This window comes from Micromonospora sp. CA-249363, assembly GCF_050950185.1.
In the GTDB taxonomy this organism is placed as follows: Bacteria; Actinomycetota; Actinomycetes; order Mycobacteriales; family Micromonosporaceae; genus Micromonospora.
The window spans coordinates 5,204,708-5,225,147 of record NZ_CP192020.1 but is presented as its reverse complement, the minus strand read 5'-3'; the positions used below and the strand labels follow the sequence as shown (position 1 = coordinate 5,225,147).

Genomic DNA, 20,440 nt, shown 5'->3' with positions numbered 1-20,440 from the left:
GAGCGGCGACTCAGAGCACGGGACTGGCGTCGGTCAACAGCCGGTCGATCTCCTCCAGCACCGCCTCGCGATCGGGATGCACCACGTCGATCAGTGACGCGCCACGACGGTCCAGCGCGCCCCACCGACCGCCGCCACTGACGAGGAACGCCACCGGGTGGATGACCACCACGGGATACGACGGCGGCACCAGCACCGTGCCCGTGCGATCCACCACCCCGCGTCGGCCGGCCACGTCGACGACCACGAGACCCTCGTCGGTGAAGCCGTCGACCGGGCCCGCGTCGGTCAACTCGGTGACGAAGGCGTGGTAGCGGGTCGGCACCACGATCCGTCCGGTCCGGTCGACCGCCCCCCAGCCCTCGCGCTTCACCGGCGCCAGCCCTCGGCGGAACGGTCGTACGTCGGCGAAGTTCGGCGGGACCTGCACCGCGCCCGTCGGGTCGATCGCCGTCCACCCGCCGTCGGTGACCACCCAGGCCAGGCCGTCACTGAACGGGCGCACCGCCCGGAACGACGGTGGGATCACCGTCGTACCCAACATGTTGATCAGCGACCACCGGTCGGTGTCCGGCCGCCGGACCCAGGCCAGCCCGTCGTGGAACGGCTGCGCCTCCGCGTACCGGGCCGGAACCGCCACGTCCCCGGCCTGGTCGGTGTAACCCCACAGTGATCCGTCGCGCTCCGGCTGCGGGGGCCGGTCGCGGTCGAGCACCTCGTCCCGACCCCGGGGGTACGGCCCGAACCCGTCCGCCGCTCGCACGGTGACCGCGTCGAGGGCCACCCGTACCCGGTCCAGCAGCTCGGCGTCGGCCGCGCCGCGCAGGTCGAGCGCCCGCTCGAAGTGGTGGCAGGCCTCCATCAGCCGGCCCTGGTCGTAACAACAGCGTCCGGCGTGCTCGTGCAGGGCGGCGCGCAACCGGTCGGGCAGCTCGACCGAGTTGGCCTCGGCGAAGAGCTGGTCGGCCTCGGCGAAGTCACCCCGCCACCGCAGGACGTGCGCCAGCCGTGCCTGCGCGAGCGCGGTCCGGCGCAGCTCACCGGTGGCCTCCGCGTACGTGAGGGCGAGACGCCCGTCGGCCAACGCGTCGTCGAGGTCACCGAGGATCCGCGAGGCCACCGCCCGGAGGCTGAGCAGCCGCGCGCGGGCCCGGTTGTCGACGGCCGTACCCAGCTTCTCGGTCAGCCGCCGCCGGATGGCCCGCATGCCGTCCGGCTCGGTCAGCTCCTCGCGCAGGGTCACCGGGTCCAGCCGCCAGCGGTACGCGGCCAGGATCTGCTCGGGGTCGCCCTCGTCGGACAGTGAGGGACCCGTCGACCCTGTCGCCGTCTCCGGCGGCGCCGACACGGGCGCGTCCGCCTCGGACGAGGGGTCACGTGGCCCGGGAATGACGGCGGCCGGTACGGCGGAGTCGGTCTCTGCCGGGACGGTCTCCGCGGGGACGGGGGTCGTAGAAGCGGGCGGGGACGCCGCTGGCGGCCCGGAGACGGGCGCGGTGGCCGCGGGTGGCCCGGACACGGGCGCGGTGGCGGCGGGTGGCGCCGAGACCGGCTCGGCGGCGGTGGGTGGCGCGGGAACGGGCTCGGTGGCGGTGGGTGGCGCGGGGACGGGTTCCGTCTCGGCCCGTGGCAGGGGAGTGGGTTCGGACGCGGCCGGTGGTGTGGTGGGTTCGGGGGCGGCGGGTGGTCCGGAGACGGGCTGGACGGCGGCGGGCGGTGCGGAGGCTGGTTCGGGCACGGTCGGCGCGGAGGTGGCTTCCGAGGCGGTTGGCCCGGCATCGGGTGTGACGGGTGCCCTGGTGGCGCTCTCCGCTGCGGCGTCCAGCGTGGGAACGGGTTCGGATGCGGCGGCGGGTGGTCCGGAGGTGGGCGGGGCGAACGCGGCCGCGGGCGCGAACGGCGGTGCCGAGACGGGCGTGGTCGGCGGTGCGGACACGGGCGTGGCCGGCGGTGCCGAGACGGGCGTGGCCGGCGGTGCGGACACGGGCGTGACCGGTGCGGGTGCCGCGACGGAGTCCGCGCCGACGGACCACTCCGTCGTGGGCCCGGGTGTCGTGGGCTCCGCCTCGGTCAGCGACGCGGGCTCCGCGTCGGTACCCGCGGCAGCGAATGAGAGGTCCGCGGGGTTCGGCCCAGCCAATGACGTCGGTCGGTCCGGCGACGCCGGTCGGTCCGGCGACGCCGGGCCGACGGTTCCGTCGACGGACGGCGTGCGTGTCGGGGCGGCCAGCTCGTCGAGGTCGTCCGCGGTGGGCCCGCTCTGCCGCTCCGGCGTCTCGCCGGAGACCGGACGGTGATCCCTGGCGGATGTCCCGTCGGCCGTCACCGGCTCGCGGTCTGCGGTATCGCCGCGCTCGTCCGACCAGGCGTGCGGGGAGACCGTGGTGGATTCCGCCGGTGGGCCGGACACGGGGTCCATTCCGGCCGGGGTCTGCTCGGCGGCGGGCGCGGCGTCGTCGACCAGCTCGTCGGCCGGCGGTCCGGTCGACGCGGTCGTGTCGCCCCCGTCGCCGGTCCCCGGCGGCCGCCCGGCCGGTACGTCGACGGGAGCCCGGTCCTCGCTCGTTCCGGCAGTCGTGACGTCGACGGTCGGCGGTGTGTCGGTTGCCGGCGAAACCTCCTGATCAGACCCGACCGGCTCGGCGGCGGAGCTGAACCAGGCGTCGGGCCCCTTCGTCGGTACCGCCGCTGGCTCCGGCACGGGTGGCACGGACGCCTCGGTGGGTGCCGGAGGCACGTAGCGACGTGGCACCCCCGGCGCGACCGGAAGCGACGGCCCGGCGTCGGGCGCGGGGGACGTCGGCGTCGCGGGCGGTTCCGGTCGCTGCCAGGTCGGCGGCGGCGCGACCGGCGGGCGGGTGTCGGGGCCGGGGTATCGCGGTGGAGTGGTCGGCCGGGCGTCCGCCGTCGGCATGGCCTCGGTTGGCCGGCGGTGCTCGGGCCGGGCTGGCGACGCCGACTGTTCGTCCGACGACGGGGGGTCCACCGGGGCGGGCAGGAACTCCACCCGGAGCCGCGCGGCCGGCGGACCGGAGACGGGAGCGTCTCCCGCGGGCGAGACCGGCAGGCCCGACACCGGCCGGTCGTACTCCGGTCGACCGGACGAGGTGGACGGTCGCCGCTCGTGCTCGGCGGGCGCGGGGGAGACGGGCGTCGCCGACAGCGGCCCCTCCCAGCCGGGTGCGGGCGACACGGGCCGGTCCCGTCCGGGAGCGGCGGGCGACACGGGCCGGTCCGGCGTCACCCGGTCGGTGCCCGGCGCGGCCGGGGAGACGGGGGTGGGCGGAACCGGGGTGGGCCGGCTGTAGGTCGGCGACGCGCTCGCGGCGGGGCGGGCCTGCCGCTCGTCGTACCGGACCGGCTCCGCCGGTGGCCGTGCGGGAGTGGTCGGCGGCCGCGACCCCACGCGCGGCTCGGTGTCGCGGTGCGGCTCGGGCCGGTAGCCCGGCTCCCGGGTGCGGTCCGGATGCACCGGCCCGGGCGCCGGCCAGGGCAGGCCGCCACCCGAGCGGGGCTCGCGGTAGGCCTCGTCGCGGCGGATCTCTTCCCGGTACGGCTCCGGTCGGGCCGTCTCGCGCGGGCGACGGTCCGGGTACGCCTCGGCGCGCACAGCCGCCTCGCGGGGTTGCTGGCGGTGCGGCTCGACGTCGGGACGGCGGCGGTCGTCGGCGCGGTGGGGCTGCTCCGGCGCATCCGGTTCGGGGCGGCGTCGCCGTCCGCCGTCGGACGTCGGCGGTGGGCCGTACATCTCGTCCGGCCGGCGCTGCCGGTCGGCGGACACACCGGGGCCAGCCTCCACCCGGGACCGCTCGTCGGCACCGCCGCGCTCCGGCCGGCGGGCGTCGTCGGGCCAGCGTTCCGACCGGCGGGTTTCGTCGGCAACGCCGCGCTCCGGCCGGCGGGCGTCGTCGGGCCAGCGTTCCGACCGGCGGGCGTCGTCGGCAACGCCGCGCTCCGCACGGCGGGCGTCGTCGTCCGGCCAGCGTTCCGAGCGGCGAGTTTCGTCCGGCCGGCGGTCGGGCTGACCGTCGGCGCGGTAGCGGGAGCGGCTGTCGATGGGCGCCCACTGGCCGGGGCCCTCGGCGGCCCAGCCCTCGGTCGGGCGGCTCTCGGGGCTCCGGGCCGGGCGGCCGCCGTACCCGTTGTCGGGTTGCCGGTCGTGGGCCGCGGCCGGTCGTTCCGATGTGCCGCGTCGACGCGGTGGCTCGTCGGGCTCGGGCACCCAGCCGGAGTCACCACGGGGCGCCGGGGAGTAGGGCCCGGGGGAGACCGGCGGGGACGTCGGGTACGCCCGGTCCCGATCGGTCGGCTCGGGTCGGCGACGGCGGCTGTCGTACCCCTCTGAAGCGGGCTGCTCGCGGTGCCACGCGGCCTCACGGTCGGGCGCCCGCTCGTCGCTGGCGCGCCGGTCGGACCAGGCGGTACGTCGGTCCGACTCGGAGGGGCGGCGCTCCTCGCGCCGGGGCGGCTCGGGAAGCGGCCGGCGGTACGGCTCATGGTCGTAGTACGCGGTCTCGGATCGGCCGTGACGTGACCCGTCGGGTGTGCGCTCGTCGCCGCGCGACCAGCCGTAGGGCTGGCCCGGTCCGTCGTCCGCCCGCCACCGGCCGTCGGGCTCGGCCGGGGGTTCGTCGGCCCAGGAGCGGCCGAGGTAGGTGCCGTCCGGGCGGGTGGGCGCGAGCGGTGGTACCTCGGCACGACCCACCGCGCTCGCCCGTCCACGGGGCGGTGGGGACTGGTGGGTGGCGCCGATGTCACCGGGGTAGCGCTGGCCGGGGAACTGGGGGTGCCATTCGGTGGTGGGTTCGGCCACCCAGGACGGTTCGTTCGGATCCCGCCACCGGTCGGTGTAGCGGCCGTTCATCCGTCGAGCCCGTCGCCACACCCGACCGCTCGGCCGCTCCCCGTCGACGGTGCGGTGACCGCGCTCCTGTCCCGCTGGCCGTTGGGCGTCCGGTCGCCGCCTGCCACGCTCCGGTGGCCGGCTCGCGTCCGCTCGCTCACGGCGTTGTCACCTCGTTGCACATTGTCGCGCTGGGGCCGCGCGTGCCGGTCGGGTCGCCCGTTCCGGCAGGGCGTGGCTGCGGATGGAGGGTAACGGCGCGGGCTCGTTCACCGCCACTGTGGCGCCGCCCACGAGCGCAAACGTTATCCGATGGTTCCGGACATTTAGGTCGATAACCGAATCTGACCTTCGACGATACCCCACCCGCCGCCCGCACGGACCGGAGCGCCGGCTCAGGGATGCTCGGTCAGGGATGCTCCATGACGAGGACGGCGAACGTGCCGGGGACCAGCGCCTCGTACCGGTGCGGCAGGTCACCGGGGAACGTCGCGTAGTCACCCGGGCCGAGGTCGACCACGTCGCTCTCGGGCCCCACCCGCAGCCGCCCGGCGGCCACCACCACGTGCTCCACGCTGTGCGGCGTGTGTCCGTCCGCCTCCCGGACCGCGCCCGGCTCCAACTCGATCAGGTAGATGTCCCGGCGTACCCGCGCCGTTCCGGCGCTGAGCAGCGTCCCGGTGAAGTCGGCCCGCTCGGAGCGGACCCGGGGCCCCTCGCCGGCACGAATCACCCGCAGGTCGTCGGCCGCCGGCTCGACGAGCCGGCTGAACGGTACGCCCAGCGCCACGCCGATCGCCCACAGCGTCTCCACGCTCGGGTCACCCGTCCCCGACTCCAGAGCCGAGAGCGTGGACTCGGGCGTCCCCGCCCGGGCGGCCAACTCGGTCAGCGAGACGCCGGCCCGCTCGCGTTCGCGGCGCAGGGCGGCGGCGACGCTGGCCGACGGTTCTCCGGGCATGCGTGTGGGCTCCACTGGATCATCGTTCGCGGTCGCGAACACGGGCGACCTGTTCACCGTGCTGGACTACGCGCACGGTACAACGAACGGCAACCGCCCGACGTCCTTTGCCACCAACGCGGCCGGAGCGGGTGTGCCGGCGAGGCGTCGCCGGGATCAGACCTTGTCGCCGAGCTTCACCGCAGGCGCCGGAGCGCGCATCCGCCGGAAGGTGATCGAGCGCATCACGGCGTAGAGGTAGAGCGAGCCCATCCGCTGGTCGGTCTTCGGGAAGCGCTCCCGGACCAGCTTGCTGATCTTGCGGCAGATGAGCACCGAATCGACGACCACGCCGAGGGCCAGCGCGCCCCAGAGCACGTTGGAGATCAACCGAACCGGGGCCGGCATGGCTGCGTTCGAGCCGATCAGCACGATCAGCGCGCCGCCGAAGAACCAGGTGCCGACGGTACGACGGGAGTCGACCACGTTGCGCGCCAGCAGCCGCTCCGGACCCCGGTCGCGGGGACCACCCTCGCGGCGGAAGTCGGCAGCGGCCTCGGCGCGCAGTTGACGACGCCGTTCCCGCTCCTCCTCCTTGGTGAGGGGGCGGCTCGGGCCGGCCGGACGCCGGCCGACCGTCGGCCGCTTCGGCGTCTCCCGGCCCTTGGCCGGGGTGTAACCCCGGGGACGCTCGGAGGTCTCCTCGGGGCTCACCGAGGAGACGGCCTCGTCGACGAGGTCGGTGGACTTGCGGCGAAAGAGCGACGGCACGCGGCAAGGGTAGCCAACCGTCCGCGCCCGGTGCACATCGCGGTGCACCGGGCCGACGGTGTGCGGGTGTTACGGGCGTTCGGCGTGCGCGCCGAGGTCGGCGAGCTTCGCCTCGAAGTCCTCGTAGCCCCGGTTGATCAGGTCGACGCCGTACACGCGGGAGGTGCCCTCGGCCGCGAGCGCCGCGATCAGGTGGCTGAAGCCGGCCCGCAGGTCCGGGATGACCAGGTCGGCGGCGTGCAGCTTGCTCGGCCCGGCGATCACCGCCGAGTGCTTGAAGTTGCGCCGGCCGAAGCGGCACGGGGTGCCGCCGAGGCAGTCCCGGTAGACCTGGATGTTGGCGCCCATCGAGTTCAGCGCCTCGGTGTAGCCGAGCCGCTGCTCGTAGACCGTCTCGTGGACGATCGACAGGCCGCGGGCCTGGGTCAGCGCCACGACCAGCGGCTGCTGCCAGTCGGTCATGAAGCCCGGGTGCACGTCGGTCTCCAGCGCCACGGCGTTCAGCTCGCCGCCCGGGTGCCAGAAGCGGATGCCGCCCTCCTGGCCCGGGTCGCCGAGCTTCGGCGCGCGGGCGTCGGTGACCTCGTACTCGCCACCGACCGAGCGGAAGATGTTCAGGAAGGTCATCATGTCGGCCTGCTGGGCGCCGAGGACCTCGACGTGACCACGGGTGGCCAGCGCGGCGGCGGCCCAGCTCGCGGCCTCGATCCGGTCCGGGATCGGCCGGTGGGTGTACCCGTGCAGCTTCGGCACGCCCTGGATCTCGATCACCCGGTCGGTGTGGACCTTGATGATCGCGCCCATCTTCTGCAGGATGCAGATCAGGTCGATGATCTCCGGCTCGACGGCGGCGTTGCGCAGCTCGGTGACGCCCTCGGCCATGACCGCGGTCAGCAGCACCTGCTCGGTGGCGCCGACGCTCGGGTACGGCAGGGCGAACTTGGTGCCGTGCAGCCCGTTCGGCGCGGACAGGTGCAGACCCTCGGGCCGCTTGTCGACGGTCGCGCCGAACTCCCGCAGCGCCTGCAGGTGGAAGTCGATCGGACGCGGACCGATGTGGCAGCCGCCCAGGTCCGGGATGAACGCGTGCCCGAGGCGGTGCAGCAGCGGCCCGCAGAACAGGATCGGGATCCGGCTCGAACCGGCGTGCACGTTGATCTGGTCGGTGCTCGCGCTCTCCACGTTCGCCGGGTCGAAGACGAGCTCACCGTCCTCGGCGCCGTCGGTCACCTTGACGCCGTGCAGACCGAGCAGACCCCGGACCACCTCGACGTCGCGGATCTTCGGCACGTCGAACAGCCGGCTCGGGCTGTCGCCCAGCAGTGCGGCGACCATCGCCTTGGAAACCAGGTTCTTCGCGCCGCGCACGCGGATCCGCCCTTCGAGCGGAGTGCCTCCATGCACGACCAGGACGTCGTCGGTCAACGCAACCTCCAGCGCTTCGGTGCTGCTGTGTTGATGGTGGGGAGCGTGAACCTTGTCGCTACCCCGGATGCGGCCACATCGAAACGGCCCGCTCGCGTCGTCGCTCCGGCAGCATAGCCCTCGGTGACGAAAAAGGACTCGGTCAGACCGGCGTGTGTGGCATTAATCGGTGATCCGGCACTTTTGCGTACCAAGGACGTCACGGATCGTGATCAAGCTCCGGGCAGGGCGAGCATCTGGTCCAGCGCCACCCGCGCGTGGTGGGCGGTGTCGGCGTCCACCGTGATCTGGTTGACCACCCGGCCCGCGACCAGCTCCTCCAGGGCCCACACCAGGTGCGGCAGGTCGATCCGGTTCATCGTCGAGCAGTAGCAGACCGCCTTGTCGAGGAACATGATCTGCTTGTCCGGGTGGGCGAGGGCCAGTCGGCGGACCAGGTTGAGTTCGGTGCCCAGCGCCCACGCCGAGCCGGCCGGCGCCGCCTCGATGGTCTTGATGATGTACTCGGTCGAGCCGACGTGATCGGCGGCGGTGACCACCTCGTGCCGGCACTCCGGGTGGACCAGCACGTTGACGCCCGGCACCCGCTCCCGTACCTCGTTGACGCTGTCCAGCGTGAACCGACCGTGCACCGAGCAGTGCCCCCGCCAGAGGATCATCTTGGCGTCCCGCAGCTGCTCGGGGGTCAGCCCGCCCCCGGGCTTGTGCGGGTCGTAGAGCACGCAGTCGTCAAGCGACAGGCCCATCTCCAGCACCGCCGTGTTGCGGCCCAGGTGCTGGTCCGGAAGGAAGAGCACCTTCTGACCCTGCTCGAACGCCCAGTCCAGGGCGCGCCTGGCGTTGGACGAGGTGCAGACCACCCCACCGTTGCGGCCCACGAACCCCTTGATGTCCGCCGAGGAGTTCATGTACGTCACCGGCACGGTCTCACCCGCGATGCCCAGCTCGGTCAGCGTGTCCCAGGCGGCCTCGACCTTACCCAGCACGGCCATGTCCGCCATCGAGCAGCCGGCAGCCAGGTCGGGCAGGATCACCCGCTGGGCGTCGGTGGTGAGGATGTCGGCGCTCTCGGCCATGAAGTGCACGCCGCAGAAGACGATGTACTCCGCCTCCGGGCGGGCCGCCGCCTCCCGGGCCAACTTGAACGAGTCGCCGGTCACGTCGGCGAACTGGATCACCTCGTCGCGCTGGTAGTGGTGCCCCAGCACGAAGACCTTGCTGCCCAGCTTCGCCTTCGCCGCCGTGGCGCGGGCCACCAGGTCGGGATCGCTGGGCGCCGGCAGGTCGCCCGGACACTCGACGCCGCGCTCGGTGTCGGGGTCGCTGCCCCGCCCGAGCAGCAGCAGAGCCGTCGCCGTGTTGGAGGGTTCCACCCAGGTCGAAGTCACGTACCCCATGGTCCCACAGCGCGAGCGCGCCGCAGCTCCGCTCGGTGTGTGCTGCCACACTGCTCCGCATGCGCGTGCTGCTCTGCCCGGACAAGTTCGCCGGCACCCTCCCCGCACCGGAGGTCGCCGCGGCGGTGGCCGCCGGTTGGCGCAGCGTCACCGACGGCGACGACCTGCTGATCCGGCCCCTCGCCGACGGCGGGCCGGGCTTCGTCCAGGTGCTCGCCGACGCGCTCGGCGGCCGGCGGCTGCCGGTGTCGACGGTCGATCCGCTGGGCCGTCCGGTGGCGGGTGAGATCCTGCTCACCGCCGACGGCACGACCGCCTACCTGGAGAGCGCCCAGGCGTGCGGGCTGCACCTGCTCACCGACGCTGAGCGCGACCCGAAGGCGACCACCTCGTACGGGCTGGGTCTGCTCGTGACCGCCGCCGTGGAGAGCGGGGCCCGCACGGTCGTGATCGGGCTGGGCGGCTCCGCCACCAACGACGCCGGCGCCGGCATGTTCGCCGCGCTGGGCGTGACACCGCTGGACGCCGCCGGCGCCGCCCTGCCGTACGGGGGCGCCGCCCTGGCCGCGGTCGACGCCCTGGACGGCGTACCCCGGCTGCGGGACGTCCGGCTGGTCGCCGCCACCGACGTGGACAACCCGCTGCTCGGCCTGCACGGCGCGAGCAACGTCTTCGGTCCGCAGAAGGGCGCCGACCGGGCCGACGTGCTGCTGCTCGACGCCGCTCTGGACCGCTTCGCGGCGGTGCTGGAACGGGATCTGCCCGGCTGCCCGGCGGGACTGGGCGCGCTGCCCGGAGGTGGGGCCGCCGGCGGCCTGGGCGCGGCCGTCCTCGCGCTCGGCGGCGCCTTCGAGTCCGGCATCGGCCTGGTCACCCGCGCCACCCGGCTGGACGCCGCTCTGGACACCGCCGACCTGGTGATCACCGGCGAGGGGTCGTTCGACCACCAGTCGCTGCGCGGCAAGGTCGTGGCGGGCGTGGCCGGGGCCGCCCGCGACCGTGGGGTTCCCTGCGTGGTGGTCGCCGGCCAGGTCAGCACCGGCCGGCGGGAGGCCGCCTCGGCCGGGGTGACCGACGCGTACAGCCTGGTGGAGCACTTCGGCGGCGAGGCGGCCGGCGGGCTCGACGCCGCGCTGAGCCGTCCCGCCGACGGGCTGCGCGAACTGGGCGCCCGGCTGGCCCGGCAGTGGAGCCGCTGAGCGCTCGCCGCCGTCCCACCTGGGGCGGGGGACCCGCCACCCGGGTACGCGCGGCCGGGGCGGCGTACCATCGGAACCGGACCACAATCGGGAATCACTGGACGGCGCGCGGCGTTGGCCAGTGCGTCCGGACCCAAAACCGCGCAGGGAGACTTCCACGTGACCACGCCAGCGCAGACCGAGTCGACCGAGGCCCAGGCCCCTACTTCCGTCGTCCTCACCGACGTCGCGGCGCAGAAGGTCAAGGCCCTGATCGAGCAGGAGGGCCGCGACGACCTGCGGCTCCGGGTCGCGGTGCAGCCGGGCGGCTGCTCCGGCCTGCGGTACCAGCTGTTCTTCGACGAGCGCTCGCTCGACGGTGACGTCGTCACCGACTTCGGTGGCGTCGAGGTCGTCGTCGACCGCATGAGCGCCCCCTACCTGGCCGGCGCGACGATCGACTTCGCCGACCGGATCGACGCCCAGGGCTTCACCATCGACAACCCCAACGCGGGCAACTCCTGCGCCTGCGGCGACTCGTTCAACTGAGTCACGCACCACACCAGCGATGACGGGCCGTCCTTCGGGGCGGCCCTTCGTCGTGGCGGTCGTGACGCGCTCGTGACGAGCTGGTTGCCGATGCCTGACGGACCGATCACGTCCCGGTTACCGGGCCGGTAGGCTGACCGCGCCCTGCTCCCGACCCTGAGGGTTGACATGAAGATCGCCGTGACCGGCTCGATCGCCACCGATCACCTGATGAGCTTCCCGGGTCGCTTCGCCGACCAGCTCATCGCCGATCAACTGCACAAGGTTTCGCTCTCCTTCCTGGTGGACGACCTGGTGCTCCGCCGCGGTGGGGTGGCGGCGAACATCTCCTTCGGCATGGGGCAGCTCGGGCTGCGCCCGGTGCTGCTGGGGGCGGTCGGCGCGGACTTCGCCGACTACCGCTCCTGGCTGGAGCGGCACGGCGTGGACTGCGACTCCGTACACGTCAGTGAGGTGGCGCACACCGCCCGGTTCGTCTGCACCACCGACACCGACATGTGCCAGATCGCCTCGTTCTACGCGGGCGCCATGAGCGAGGCGCGCAACATCGAACTGGCCCCGGTCGCCGACCGGCTCGGCGGGCTGGACCTGGTGCTGGTCAGCGCCAACGACCCGGCGGCGATGCTGCGGCACTCCGCCGAGTGCCGCAGCCGCGGGTACGCGTTCGCCGCCGACCCCTCCCAGCAGCTCGCCCGGATGCCCGGCGAGGACGTGGTGGCGCTGATCGAGGGCGCCGAGTACCTCATGACCAACGACTACGAGAAGTCGCTGCTGCAGAGCAAGGCGCAGCTCAGCGACGACCAGTTGCTGGACCTGGTGAAGGTGCGGGTCACCACGCTGGGCAAGGACGGCGTCGAGATCGCCGGCCGGGGCATCGACCCCATCCACGTACCCATCGCCCGGGAGATCCGGGCCGTCGACCCCACGGGTGTCGGCGACGGTTTCCGGGCCGGTTTCTTCACCGCGCTCTCCTGGGGCCTCGGCCTGGAACGGGCCGCCCAGGTCGGCTCGTTGCTGGCCACGCTCGTCCTGGAGACGGTCGGCACCCAGGAGTACGACGTACGCCGCGACCTGTTCGTCAAGCGCCTCGCCGAGTCCTACGGCGACGTGGCAGCAGAAGAAGTCCGCCCCCACCTCCTCCCGTAACCCCTACGGTCTTCTCGCCGATCTTGCACTTTGTGTTGTCGTTTCGCGGCTTGTGTCCGCTCTTGTCGCCACACAAAGTGCAAGATCGCGGGGGAGAGCGGGTGGGGTGGGGAGGGCGGGCTGGTTAGTGGGTGCGGCGGATGTCGTAGGCGGGGCCTTCTGGGCCGGTCAGGGCGCCGAGGTACTCGTGGCCGCGCATCCGGCACCAGGCCGGGATGTCGACGGCCGCTGCGGGGTCGTCGGCTAGTACCCGGACGACCGTGCCGACCGGCACCTGCGGCATCCGCCGGGCCGCCGCGATCACCGGCAGCGGGCAGCGCTGCCCCCGGCAGTCGATCACCTCGTCCGGCATCGTCACAGCCCGACCACCCCGGCGTCGGCCCGCAGCCCGGCGACGATCCCGGGCAGCTCGGCGAGGAAGCGCTCGACGTCCTCCTCCGTCGTGTCCCGGTGAAGACTGACCCGGACGTTGCCGTGCGAGAGCACCCCCATCGCCTCCAGCACGTGCGACGGCCGCAGCGTGGACGACGTGCAGGACGAGCCGGACGACACCGCGAACCCCCGCCGGTCCAGCGCGTGCAGCAGCGTCTCGCCGTCCACGTACAGGCAGGAGAACGTCACCAGGTGCGGCAGGCGTAGCACCGGGTCGCCGACCACCTCGACGTCGGGCACCTCCGCCGCCACCCGCGCCCGGATCCGGTCCACCAGCGGGGACAGCCGGGCCTGCTCGGCGGCCGCGTCGGCCGCCGCCGCGCGCAGGCTCGCCGCCGCCGCCACCACCGCGGGCAGGTTCACCACCCCGGGGGTACGACCCCCCTCCCGCTCGTCGGCCGGCCACGGCGACTCCCAGCGGGTGCCCTTGCGCACCGCCAGCAACCCCACCCCGGGTGGCCCGCCCCACTTGTGGGCGCTGGCGCTGAGCACCGACCAGCCGGCCGGCAGGGGCACCCGTCCGACCGACTGCGCCGCGTCGACGTACAGCGGCACGCCGACCTCCGCGCACACCGCCGCCGCCTCGGCGACCGGCTGCACGGTGCCCACCTCGTGACTGGCGCTGATCAGCGCGGCCAGCGCGACCCCGGGCGCACGGACGGCGTCCGACCAGCCGCTCAGGTCCAGTCGGCCAGTCCGGTCGACCGGTACGGCGGTGGCGGCGCCACCGGCCGCGACGTGCCGCTCGGCGGCGTGCAGGACGGCGGAGTGCTCGATGGCCGAGTGCACCAGGGTCGCCCCGACCCGACGCCGTCCCGCCAGCGCGCCGAGCACCGCGCCGTGCGCTGCGGTCGTACCGCTGGGGGTGAAGGACAGCTCGTCGGCGCGGACGCCGAGCGTCTGCGCGGCGGCCTCGCGGGCGGCGTCGAGCAGTTGCCGTGCGCGGCGTGCCTGGCCGTAGAGCTTTCCCGGGTCGGCCCAGCCGTCCTCCAGGGCCGCCAGCAGCGCCTGCCGGGCGACCGGATGCAGCGGCGCGGCTGTCGCCGCGTCCAGGTAGACCGGGGATGCGCTCACGGGTCCCCACGCTGATGCGCTCACGGGTCCCCACGCTATCGCGACGTTATGCCCAGGATCCCCCCGATGGGGGCGGACAGTGACCCCACCACGGTCGAGTCCGTCATGGTCGAGTAATCTGCGACCGTCGGTGACGCCTTTGCCGCCGGTGCTGACGAACGACGCACCGCGGCGCGCTAGGGAGGCAGGACCAGGTGGTCGCAAGGAGTTCGGAGGTACGGCCGTCGGCCGTACGGCACGGTGCTGCCCCACGGGTCGGTGGACGCCGGGGACGTGGTGCCGGTCGGTTGGCCGGGCTCGGTCTCGGGGGCGTGGCGCTGCTGGTTCTGCTCACGGGCTGTGACGTCGGCAAGACGTTCGACGGCTTCGGTTGGCCCCAGGGCGGCATCACCCCGGAGTCGCACCGGATGTACGACCTGTGGATCGCCTCCTGCGTCGCCGCGCTGGCGGTCGGCGTCTTCGTGTGGGGCCTGATCTTCTGGTGCGTCGTGCGGTACCGCAAGCGTGGCAACGCGCTGCCGGTGCAGACCCGCTACAACCTGCCGATGGAGTTCCTCTACACCATCGCGCCCATCCTGATCGTCTCCGTGCTCTTCTACTACACGGCGATCGTGCAGACCGACGTCGACAAGCTGTCGAAGAACCCCGACGTGACGGTCGAGGTCGTCGCGTTCAAGTGGAACTGGCAGTTCAACTACCGCGACGGGCAGGGCCCGGAGGCCAAGACCACCGCGTCGACGCTCGGCACCAGCGAGGTCATCCCGGTGCTCGTGCTGCCGACCAACCGGTCGATCCGGTTCGAGGAGACGAGCCGCGACGTCATCCACTCCTTCTGGGTGCCGGAGCTGCTGTTCAAGCGGGACGTCATGCCGGGCAAGATCCGCAACGTCTTCGAGGTCTCCAGCCTCGACGCCGAGGGCGCCTACGTCGGCCGCTGCGCCGAGCTGTGCGGCAGCTACCACGCGTTCATGAACTTCGAGCTGCGGGTCGTCTCGCCGGAGAAGTACGACCAGTTCCTCGCGGCCAAGCAGGGTGGCAAGTCCACCCAGGAGGCGCTGGCTCAGATCGGCGAGGAGCCGTACGCGCAGACCACGAAGCCGTTCGACACCCGACGGACGCAGAGCAACTTCAACCCGGACAGCGCTCCGGCCGGTACGGGAAGCTGAGGCAGCCGCATGAAGACCGAGTGGCGTATCTTCCTGATCATCGCCGGGTTCCTCTTCGGCGCCACCATCCTCTACGGCGCCTGGACGCACGGTGAGTCGGGCGACATCGAGTGGGTGGGCACCGTCGCCCTGGCGCTGTCGTTCCTGCTCTGCTCGATGTGCGGTGGCTTCTTCTGGTTCGTCTCCCGCCGTATCGACCTGCGCCCCGAGGACCGGGCCGACGCCGAGATCTCCGACGGCGCCGGGGAGGTCGGCTTCTTCAGCCCGGGCAGCTACTGGCCGTTCGGTCTGGCACTGGCCGCCGCGGTCGCCGCGCTGGGCATGGTGTTCTGGCAGTTCTGGCTGATCGGCCTCGGCCTGGTGGCGGTCGTCTTCGCCGCCTGTGGCCTGCTGTTCGAGTACTACACCGGTACCCGGCGCACCGCCGAGCACTGATCGACCGATCGCGTACCGCCGAAGGCCCGCACCCCGCCCGGGGGAGCGGGCCTTCGGCGTTGATCGACTCGGTTTCCTGGGATCCGGGGTGTCCGGGCGCCCGGACACCCCGCCTTCCGTGATGTCGAGTGGTTCTTGCAGGGTCGCGGCGTGCGCGGAGATTTGTCGGACCCGAGTGGGAAACTACAGGCGAGTAGTTCTCCGCTTCCGGTGTGCGCCGTTGTCGCATTCGGGAGCGGGCCGCCCGGAGTGAAGAGGAGACGCCCCGATGTCGCACCGCGATCTCTACTGCGACGTGTGCGAGGGCGCGACGCTGTTCGAGGCGCCGCCCTGCGCCGACGGTCACGGCAGCGACTGTCCCGAGCTGGTCTGCACCGGTTGCGGCGCGGCCGTGGTGATCGCCACGTTCGTCGCGCCCGTCACCCGGCTGGCCGAGCGCCGACGCCGCCAGCCCACCCGCCGCCACGCGGCCTGACCCGCGCGGTTCTCGACCTGCGCGGCTTTCGATCCGCGCGGCTCTCGGCGCGTGCGGCTCTCGATCCGCGCGGCCCTCGACCTGCGCGGTTCTCGACCTGTGCGGCTCTCGGCGCGTGCGGTTCTCGACCTGTGCGGCCCTCGACCTGCGCGGTTCTCGACCTGTGCGGCTCTCGGCGCGTGCGGTTCTCGACCTGTGCGGCCCTCGACCTGCGCGGTTCTCGACCTGTGCGGCCCTCGGCGCGTGCGGTTCTCGACCTGTGCGGCCCTCGGCGCGTGCGGCTCTCGAGCGGTCAGGCGGGGGTCGCGGCCGCGGTGGTGGTCGCGGTCTCGATCCAGCGCTCCAGGACACCGGCCGCCGCGCCCGAGTCGATCGACTCGGCGGCACGGTCCAGGCCGGCGCGCAGCGCCTCGGTCAGGTCGCCGTCGAGGGGGCCCTGCGTCGCGAGCGCCGCCGCCGCGTTGACCAGGACCGCGTCACGCACCGGGCCGGTCTCACCGGCCAACAGGCGACGGGCCACGCCGGCGTTGTACGCGGCGTCACCGCCGCGCAGGTCGCTCAGGGTGGCCCGGGGTACGCCCAGGTCGCTCGCGTCCAGCACGGCCTCCCGTACGGTGCCGTTCTGGGCTGCCCAGACGCGGGTCGGCGCGGCCGTGGTGAACTCGTCCAGCCCGTCCTCACCGCGCATCACCAGCACCGAGTCGCCACGGGCGGCGAACACGCCGGCCATCACCGGAGCCATCCGCGCGTCGAAGCAGCCGACCGCTCCGGCGCGGGGTCGGGCCGGGTTGGTCAGCGGACCGAGGAAGTTGAACACGGTCGGGACGCCCAGCTCCCGGCGGACCGGTCCGGTGTGCCGCATGCCCGGGTGGAACCGGGCGGCGAAGCAGAAGCCGATGCCGGCCTCGGTGACGCAGCGCACGATGGCGTCGGGGTCGAGGTCGAGCGGGACGCCGAGGAACTCCAGCAGGTCGGCGGTGCCACAGGAGGAGGACGCGGCCCGGTTGCCGTGCTTGACCACGCGGACACCCGCGCCCGCGACGACCAGCGCGGCCATGGTGGAGATGTTGACCGTGTGGGCGAGGTCACCGCCCGTGCCCACGACGTCCAACGCGGTGGAACGCAGCTCGTCGGGCAGGTCGACGGGGACGGCCCGACTCAACATCGTCTCCACCAGGCCGGCCAGCTCGGCCGAGGTCTCACCCTTGGCCCGCAGCGCCACCGCGAAGCCGGCCACCTGCGCCGCGCCCGCCGAGCCGGCCATGATCTCGCCCATGGCCCAGGCGGTGTCGCCGGTGGACAGCTCCTCGCCGCGCAGCAGCGAGTTGAGCAGGTGCGGCCAGGTCCGATCGCCCATGGCGGGCCTCCCGAGCGTACGAAGTGCGGGTGGGCTGGAACCGGCGCAGGCTCGGCCGGCGCCGTGTCGGTGCCGGTTGGTGTGGGGACGTCAGGCGGGTGCGTGCGTCCGCAGCAACTCGGCCACCGTGCTGCCGGTGGTCACCGGGTCGAGCGGGTGCACCAGCGTCGCGTCGACCTCGGCGTACGCGGCGAGCCATCGGTCCGCGGCGCGGGCGATCACGAGGCAGGTGGGAGGCGCGTCGTCCCGGTCGTCCTTGATCTGCCGGGCGATGCCGATGCCGCCGCCGGGGCTCGCCTCGCCGTCGAGGAGCAGCAGGTCGATCTCGTAGTCGTCGACCAGCCGGATGGTCTCGGCGTAGGTCGACGCGTCGACGAACTCGATCCGCAGGCCGGGCGCGGGCCGGGTGCCCACGGCGAGCCGCATCCGGTCACGGACCTGCGGGTCGTCGCTGTAGAGCAGGACGGTGCACAGACGCTCACTCATGCCGACACTCCGCTTCCAACCTCGTAGCTGCCCGCCGATCGTACCGGCCGACGTGACGTACCTGACACGCCGCCCGCTTCCCGCGCGTCGGGCGTGCCGTCTGCGCAGCTCAGGCTGTCGCGGCGTCGGCGGCGCGGTCGCGGGCCTCCTGGCGGTCCAGCTCGCGGTCGACGCGGCGGGCCTCCCGCTCGGACTGCTTGACCCACTGCACGACCAGCACCGCGAGCATGGTGACGCTGACGAACTCGCCGCCGGCCCAGAGGATGCCTCCGGCGACGACCTGGTCGGCCTTGGGGTCGGACCAGCTCAGGTTGAGCGACGGGTACCAGTCGCCGCCGAAGAGCGTGGTGCTCTGCATGATGGTGAGACCGAGCACGGTGTGGAACGGTACGGAGAGCAGCATCAGCAGCGCTCGCGCCGGGTACGGCCACCGGCCGGGCAGCGGGTCGAGGCCGAGCAGCGGCCAGAAGAACACGCAGCCGGTCATGATGAAGTGCGCGTGTACCAGCTCGTGCGCCCAGGCGTGCTCCAGCGTGAAGCGGTACAGGTCGCTGAAGTACAGCGCGAACGGGTTGACCACGAAGATGGCGAACGCCACCAGCGGGAAGCTGTAGACCCGGGCGATCCGACTGTGCACGATCGCCAGGAGGCGTTTGCGCGGCCGGACCGGCAGGGTCCGCAGGGCCAGCGTCATCGGCGCGCCCAGCGCCAGGAAGATCGGCGACACCATGGAGAGCACCATGTGCTGAACCATGTGCACCGACAGCAGCGCGGTGTCGTAGGCGTGCAGCCCGCTGACCGTGACCAGCGCGATGCCGCCGAGCCCGGGCCCGAGGAAGAAGACGGTACGGGCGACCGGCCAGCGGTCGCCGCGGATGCGCAGCCGGTGTACCCCGTACAGGTAGAGACCGGCGGCGAGCACCAGGCCGAGGGCCAGCCAGCTGTCCAGGCGGGTCTCGGTCAGCACCGCGCCGATGGTGAACGGTGGCGGGGTCGCCTCGGTACCGGCGGCCAGCGTCGACGGGCCCGCCGAGGTGGCCGCGAGCACATCGGCCGGGATGGCCGAGGTGGCGGCGAGGATGGGATCGACGTGCAGCACGCTTTTCAGGCTAGGCCAGGCGAACCGGACCCTGACGCCCGGGCCACGGAAGGCGCAGGTTTGCCACCCCGCTGATCGCCGGCCCCGGTCAGGGGCAATAATGACGGCGTGACTGCGGCCCCAGCCATTGACAAGAGCCGGATCCACTCTCTGACGCGACCCAACATGGTCAGCGTGGGGACGATCGTGTGGCTCTCCAGCGAACTCATGTTCTTCGCGGCGCTCTTCGCGATGTACTTCTCGATCCGCGCGGCTGCGCCGGAGCAGTGGGAGAAGCACACCGAGTCGCTGAACATCCCGTACGCGACCACCTTCACGGTGATCCTGGTGCTGTCCTCGGTGACCTGCCAGCTCGGCGTCTTCGCGGCGGAGAAGGGTGACGTGCACGCGCTGCGCCGCTGGTTCACCGTCACCTTCGTGATGGGCCTGATCTTCGTACTCGGCCAGTTGAACGAGTACCGCCACCTGGTGGAGGACGGCGTCAAGATCAACGCCGACGGCTACGGCTCGATGTTCTACCTGACGACCGGCTTCCACGGCCTGCACGTGACCGGCGGTCTCATCGCCTTCATCATCTTCATGGTCCGCACGACCATGGGCCGGTTCACCCCGGCGCAGGCGACCTCGGCGATCGTCGTGTCGTACTACTGGCACTTCGTCGACGTCGTGTGGATCGGCCTGTACGCCATGATCTACTGGCTTCAGTGATCTTGGCGCGTCACGAACCGCGCCGCTGCTCCGTCCCCTGAGACAAGGTCCAACCGGTTAAGGACACAGCTCATGACTTCTGACAACGACCGCCGACGCGGCCTGCTCGCGCGGTTGCGCGGGCGGCCCGCCGCGCGCAGCAGGGGCCGCCGCCGGCTGGGCGCCGCGGTCCGGCTGATCGCGGCGCTGATGCTCGCCGGCGGCGCCTACACCGTCTTCGCCCCCGGTGCGCAGGCGCAGGACAATCCGCCGCTCACCGGCGCCGCAGCCGAGGGCAAGGCGCTGTTCGATGTGAGCTGTGTGACCTGCCACGGACGCAACGCCCAGGGCGTCGAGGGCCGCGGGCCGAGCCTGATCGGCGTCGGCGCGGCCTCGGTCGAGTTCCAGGTCAGCTCGGGCCGTATGCCGCTGGCCCGCCAGGAGGCCCAGGCGCACCGCAAGCCCCCGGTCTTCACCGACGAGCAGACCCGTCAGCTCGCCCAGTACATCCAGGAACTCGGCGGCGGCCCGGTCGTCCCGGGCACCGAAGAGGACCTGCACGAGAACGGCAACGTCGCGGCCGGCGGCGAGCTGTTCCGGATCAACTGCTCGCAGTGCCACGCCTTCGGCGGTGGCGGCGGTGCGCTCTCCTCGGGCAAGTTCGCCCCGAGCCTGCACCCGGCGACCGACCGGCAGATCTACGCGGCGATGCTGAGCGGCCCGCAGAACATGCCGGTGTTCGGCGACAACCAGATCACGCCGGAGCAGAAGGCCGACATCATCGCCTACATCCAGGAGACGCTGAAGACCGACCAGGACCCGGGCGGGTTCAACCTCGGTCGGTACGGGCCGTCCACCGAGGGCCTGGCGATCTTCCTGGTTGGCATCGTGGCGCTCGTGTTCGCTAGCCTGTGGATTGCGGGTAAGTCGTGACCGAGCGGATCTTCAGTATCACCGCCGTGGTGCCGCTCGGCGCCACC

Annotated in this window: 18 protein-coding genes; 8 read left to right on the top strand and 10 right to left on the bottom strand. The window is 73.0% G+C overall.

The genetic code is table 11. From position 1 onward, the window contains the following. Positions 1–10 precede the first annotated feature (10 nt). From ACQPZK_RS23120 to nadA, 5 genes are all read right to left on the bottom strand, one after another. A complete protein-coding gene (locus ACQPZK_RS23120; RefSeq protein ID WP_433534989.1) occupies positions 11–4,864 on the bottom strand; it encodes a WG repeat-containing protein in 4,854 nt (1,617 codons plus the stop codon). A 388-nt stretch (positions 4,865–5,252) separates the two neighbouring features. Continuing rightward, the gene (locus ACQPZK_RS23115) at positions 5,253–5,804 is read right to left on the bottom strand and encodes a helix-turn-helix domain-containing protein (RefSeq protein ID WP_433534988.1); all 552 of its coding nucleotides are present in this window, start codon (positions 5,802–5,804) and stop codon (positions 5,253–5,255) included. Positions 5,805–5,960: 156 nt separating this feature from the next. Beyond that, positions 5,961–6,554, bottom strand: coding sequence for a DUF3043 domain-containing protein (locus ACQPZK_RS23110; protein WP_433534987.1), 594 nt, complete (start codon positions 6,552–6,554; stop codon positions 5,961–5,963). A 69-nt stretch (positions 6,555–6,623) separates the two neighbouring features. Next, positions 6,624–7,979 (bottom strand): UDP-N-acetylglucosamine 1-carboxyvinyltransferase, encoded by a 1,356-nt coding sequence (gene murA, locus ACQPZK_RS23105; RefSeq protein ID WP_203177790.1) that lies wholly within the window; start codon positions 7,977–7,979, stop codon positions 6,624–6,626. 212 nt (positions 7,980–8,191) lie between these two features. After that, positions 8,192–9,367 (bottom strand): quinolinate synthase NadA, encoded by a 1,176-nt coding sequence (gene nadA, locus ACQPZK_RS23100; RefSeq protein ID WP_433534986.1) that lies wholly within the window; start codon positions 9,365–9,367, stop codon positions 8,192–8,194. 68 nt (positions 9,368–9,435) lie between these two features. Here nadA and ACQPZK_RS23095 point away from each other — a divergent pair, with 68 nt between their 5' ends. The 3 genes from ACQPZK_RS23095 (at position 9,436) to ACQPZK_RS23085 (ending at position 12,249) form a co-directional block, all read left to right on the top strand. Further along, complete coding sequence (locus tag ACQPZK_RS23095) at positions 9,436–10,575, top strand: glycerate kinase family protein (RefSeq protein WP_433534985.1); 1,140 nt, start codon at positions 9,436–9,438, stop codon at positions 10,573–10,575. 159 nt (positions 10,576–10,734) lie between these two features. Further along, positions 10,735–11,103: an iron-sulfur cluster insertion protein ErpA gene (gene erpA, locus ACQPZK_RS23090; protein ID WP_282257478.1), complete on the top strand. Its 369-nt coding sequence runs from the start codon at positions 10,735–10,737 to the stop codon at positions 11,101–11,103. Between the two features lie 168 nt (positions 11,104–11,271). Next, positions 11,272–12,249, top strand: coding sequence for a carbohydrate kinase family protein (locus ACQPZK_RS23085; protein WP_433534984.1), 978 nt, complete (start codon positions 11,272–11,274; stop codon positions 12,247–12,249). Positions 12,250–12,373: 124 nt separating this feature from the next. Here the strand turns inward: ACQPZK_RS23085 and ACQPZK_RS23080 are convergent, their stop codons facing one another. Together ACQPZK_RS23080 and ACQPZK_RS23075 are read right to left on the bottom strand one after the other, a co-directional pair. After that, a complete protein-coding gene (locus tag ACQPZK_RS23080; RefSeq protein ID WP_433534983.1) occupies positions 12,374–12,607 on the bottom strand; it encodes a sulfurtransferase TusA family protein in 234 nt (77 codons plus the stop codon). Further along, positions 12,604–13,755: a cysteine desulfurase family protein gene (locus ACQPZK_RS23075; protein WP_433534982.1), complete on the bottom strand. Its 1,152-nt coding sequence runs from the start codon at positions 13,753–13,755 to the stop codon at positions 12,604–12,606. Before ACQPZK_RS23075 ends, ACQPZK_RS23080 begins: the two co-directional genes overlap by 4 nt. Positions 13,756–13,949: 194 nt before the next feature. On the opposite strand from ACQPZK_RS23075, the gene ctaC reads away from it, so the two are divergent. The 3 genes from ctaC to ACQPZK_RS23060 all read left to right on the top strand — a co-directional run bounded on the left by ctaC (position 13,950) and on the right by ACQPZK_RS23060 (position 15,831). After that, positions 13,950–14,921: an aa3-type cytochrome oxidase subunit II gene (gene ctaC / locus ACQPZK_RS23070; RefSeq protein ID WP_433534981.1), complete on the top strand. Its 972-nt coding sequence runs from the start codon at positions 13,950–13,952 to the stop codon at positions 14,919–14,921. Between the two features lie 9 nt (positions 14,922–14,930). Beyond that, positions 14,931–15,356 (top strand): cytochrome c oxidase subunit 4, encoded by a 426-nt coding sequence (locus ACQPZK_RS23065; protein WP_433534980.1) that lies wholly within the window; start codon positions 14,931–14,933, stop codon positions 15,354–15,356. 268 nt (positions 15,357–15,624) lie between these two features. Then, entirely contained in the window at positions 15,625–15,831 is a 207-nt protein-coding gene (locus tag ACQPZK_RS23060; protein ID WP_433534979.1) for a hypothetical protein, read from the top strand. Between the two features lie 292 nt (positions 15,832–16,123). On the opposite strand, the gene trpD is transcribed toward ACQPZK_RS23060, so the two are convergent. From trpD to ACQPZK_RS23045, 3 genes are all read right to left on the bottom strand, one after another. Continuing rightward, positions 16,124–17,188 (bottom strand): anthranilate phosphoribosyltransferase, encoded by a 1,065-nt coding sequence (gene trpD / locus ACQPZK_RS23055; RefSeq protein ID WP_433534978.1) that lies wholly within the window; start codon positions 17,186–17,188, stop codon positions 16,124–16,126. Between the two features lie 90 nt (positions 17,189–17,278). Next, positions 17,279–17,674, bottom strand: a complete 396-nt coding sequence (locus ACQPZK_RS23050; protein ID WP_355049380.1) for a hypothetical protein — start codon at positions 17,672–17,674, stop codon at positions 17,279–17,281. A 109-nt stretch (positions 17,675–17,783) separates the two neighbouring features. Beyond that, positions 17,784–18,773 (bottom strand): cytochrome c oxidase assembly protein, encoded by a 990-nt coding sequence (locus ACQPZK_RS23045; RefSeq protein ID WP_433534977.1) that lies wholly within the window; start codon positions 18,771–18,773, stop codon positions 17,784–17,786. Between the two features lie 108 nt (positions 18,774–18,881). Here ACQPZK_RS23045 and ctaE point away from each other — a divergent pair, with 108 nt between their 5' ends. Both ctaE and qcrC read left to right on the top strand, forming a co-directional pair. After that, positions 18,882–19,481, top strand: a complete 600-nt coding sequence (ctaE, locus tag ACQPZK_RS23040) for an aa3-type cytochrome oxidase subunit III (RefSeq protein ID WP_433534976.1) — start codon at positions 18,882–18,884, stop codon at positions 19,479–19,481. Between the two features lie 72 nt (positions 19,482–19,553). Further along, positions 19,554–20,393 carry a cytochrome bc1 complex diheme cytochrome c subunit gene (gene qcrC / locus ACQPZK_RS23035; protein ID WP_425731874.1) on the top strand — a complete coding sequence of 280 codons (840 nt, stop codon included), beginning with the start codon at positions 19,554–19,556 and terminating at the stop codon, positions 20,391–20,393. The last annotated feature ends 47 nt before the right edge of the window (positions 20,394–20,440 follow it).

What these genes read in the sequence shown, in the direction of transcription:
- ACQPZK_RS23120 (WP_433534989.1), bottom strand. Translation starts at nt 4,864, where the DNA reads ATGAACGGCCGCTACACCGACCGGTGGCGGGATCCGAACGAACCGTCC.
- ACQPZK_RS23115 (WP_433534988.1), bottom strand. Translation starts at nt 5,804, where the DNA reads ATGCCCGGAGAACCGTCGGCCAGCGTCGCCGCCGCCCTGCGCCGCGAA.
- ACQPZK_RS23095 (WP_433534985.1), top strand. Translation starts at nt 9,436, where the DNA reads ATGCGCGTGCTGCTCTGCCCGGACAAGTTCGCCGGCACCCTCCCCGCA.
- ACQPZK_RS23085 (WP_433534984.1), top strand. Translation starts at nt 11,272, where the DNA reads ATGAAGATCGCCGTGACCGGCTCGATCGCCACCGATCACCTGATGAGC.
- ACQPZK_RS23065 (WP_433534980.1), top strand. Translation starts at nt 14,931, where the DNA reads ATGAAGACCGAGTGGCGTATCTTCCTGATCATCGCCGGGTTCCTCTTC.
- ACQPZK_RS23060 (WP_433534979.1), top strand. Translation starts at nt 15,625, where the DNA reads ATGTCGCACCGCGATCTCTACTGCGACGTGTGCGAGGGCGCGACGCTG.
- trpD (WP_433534978.1), bottom strand. Translation starts at nt 17,188, where the DNA reads ATGGGCGATCGGACCTGGCCGCACCTGCTCAACTCGCTGCTGCGCGGC.
- ACQPZK_RS23050 (WP_355049380.1), bottom strand. Translation starts at nt 17,674, where the DNA reads ATGAGTGAGCGTCTGTGCACCGTCCTGCTCTACAGCGACGACCCGCAG.
- qcrC (WP_425731874.1), top strand. Translation starts at nt 19,554, where the DNA reads ATGACTTCTGACAACGACCGCCGACGCGGCCTGCTCGCGCGGTTGCGC.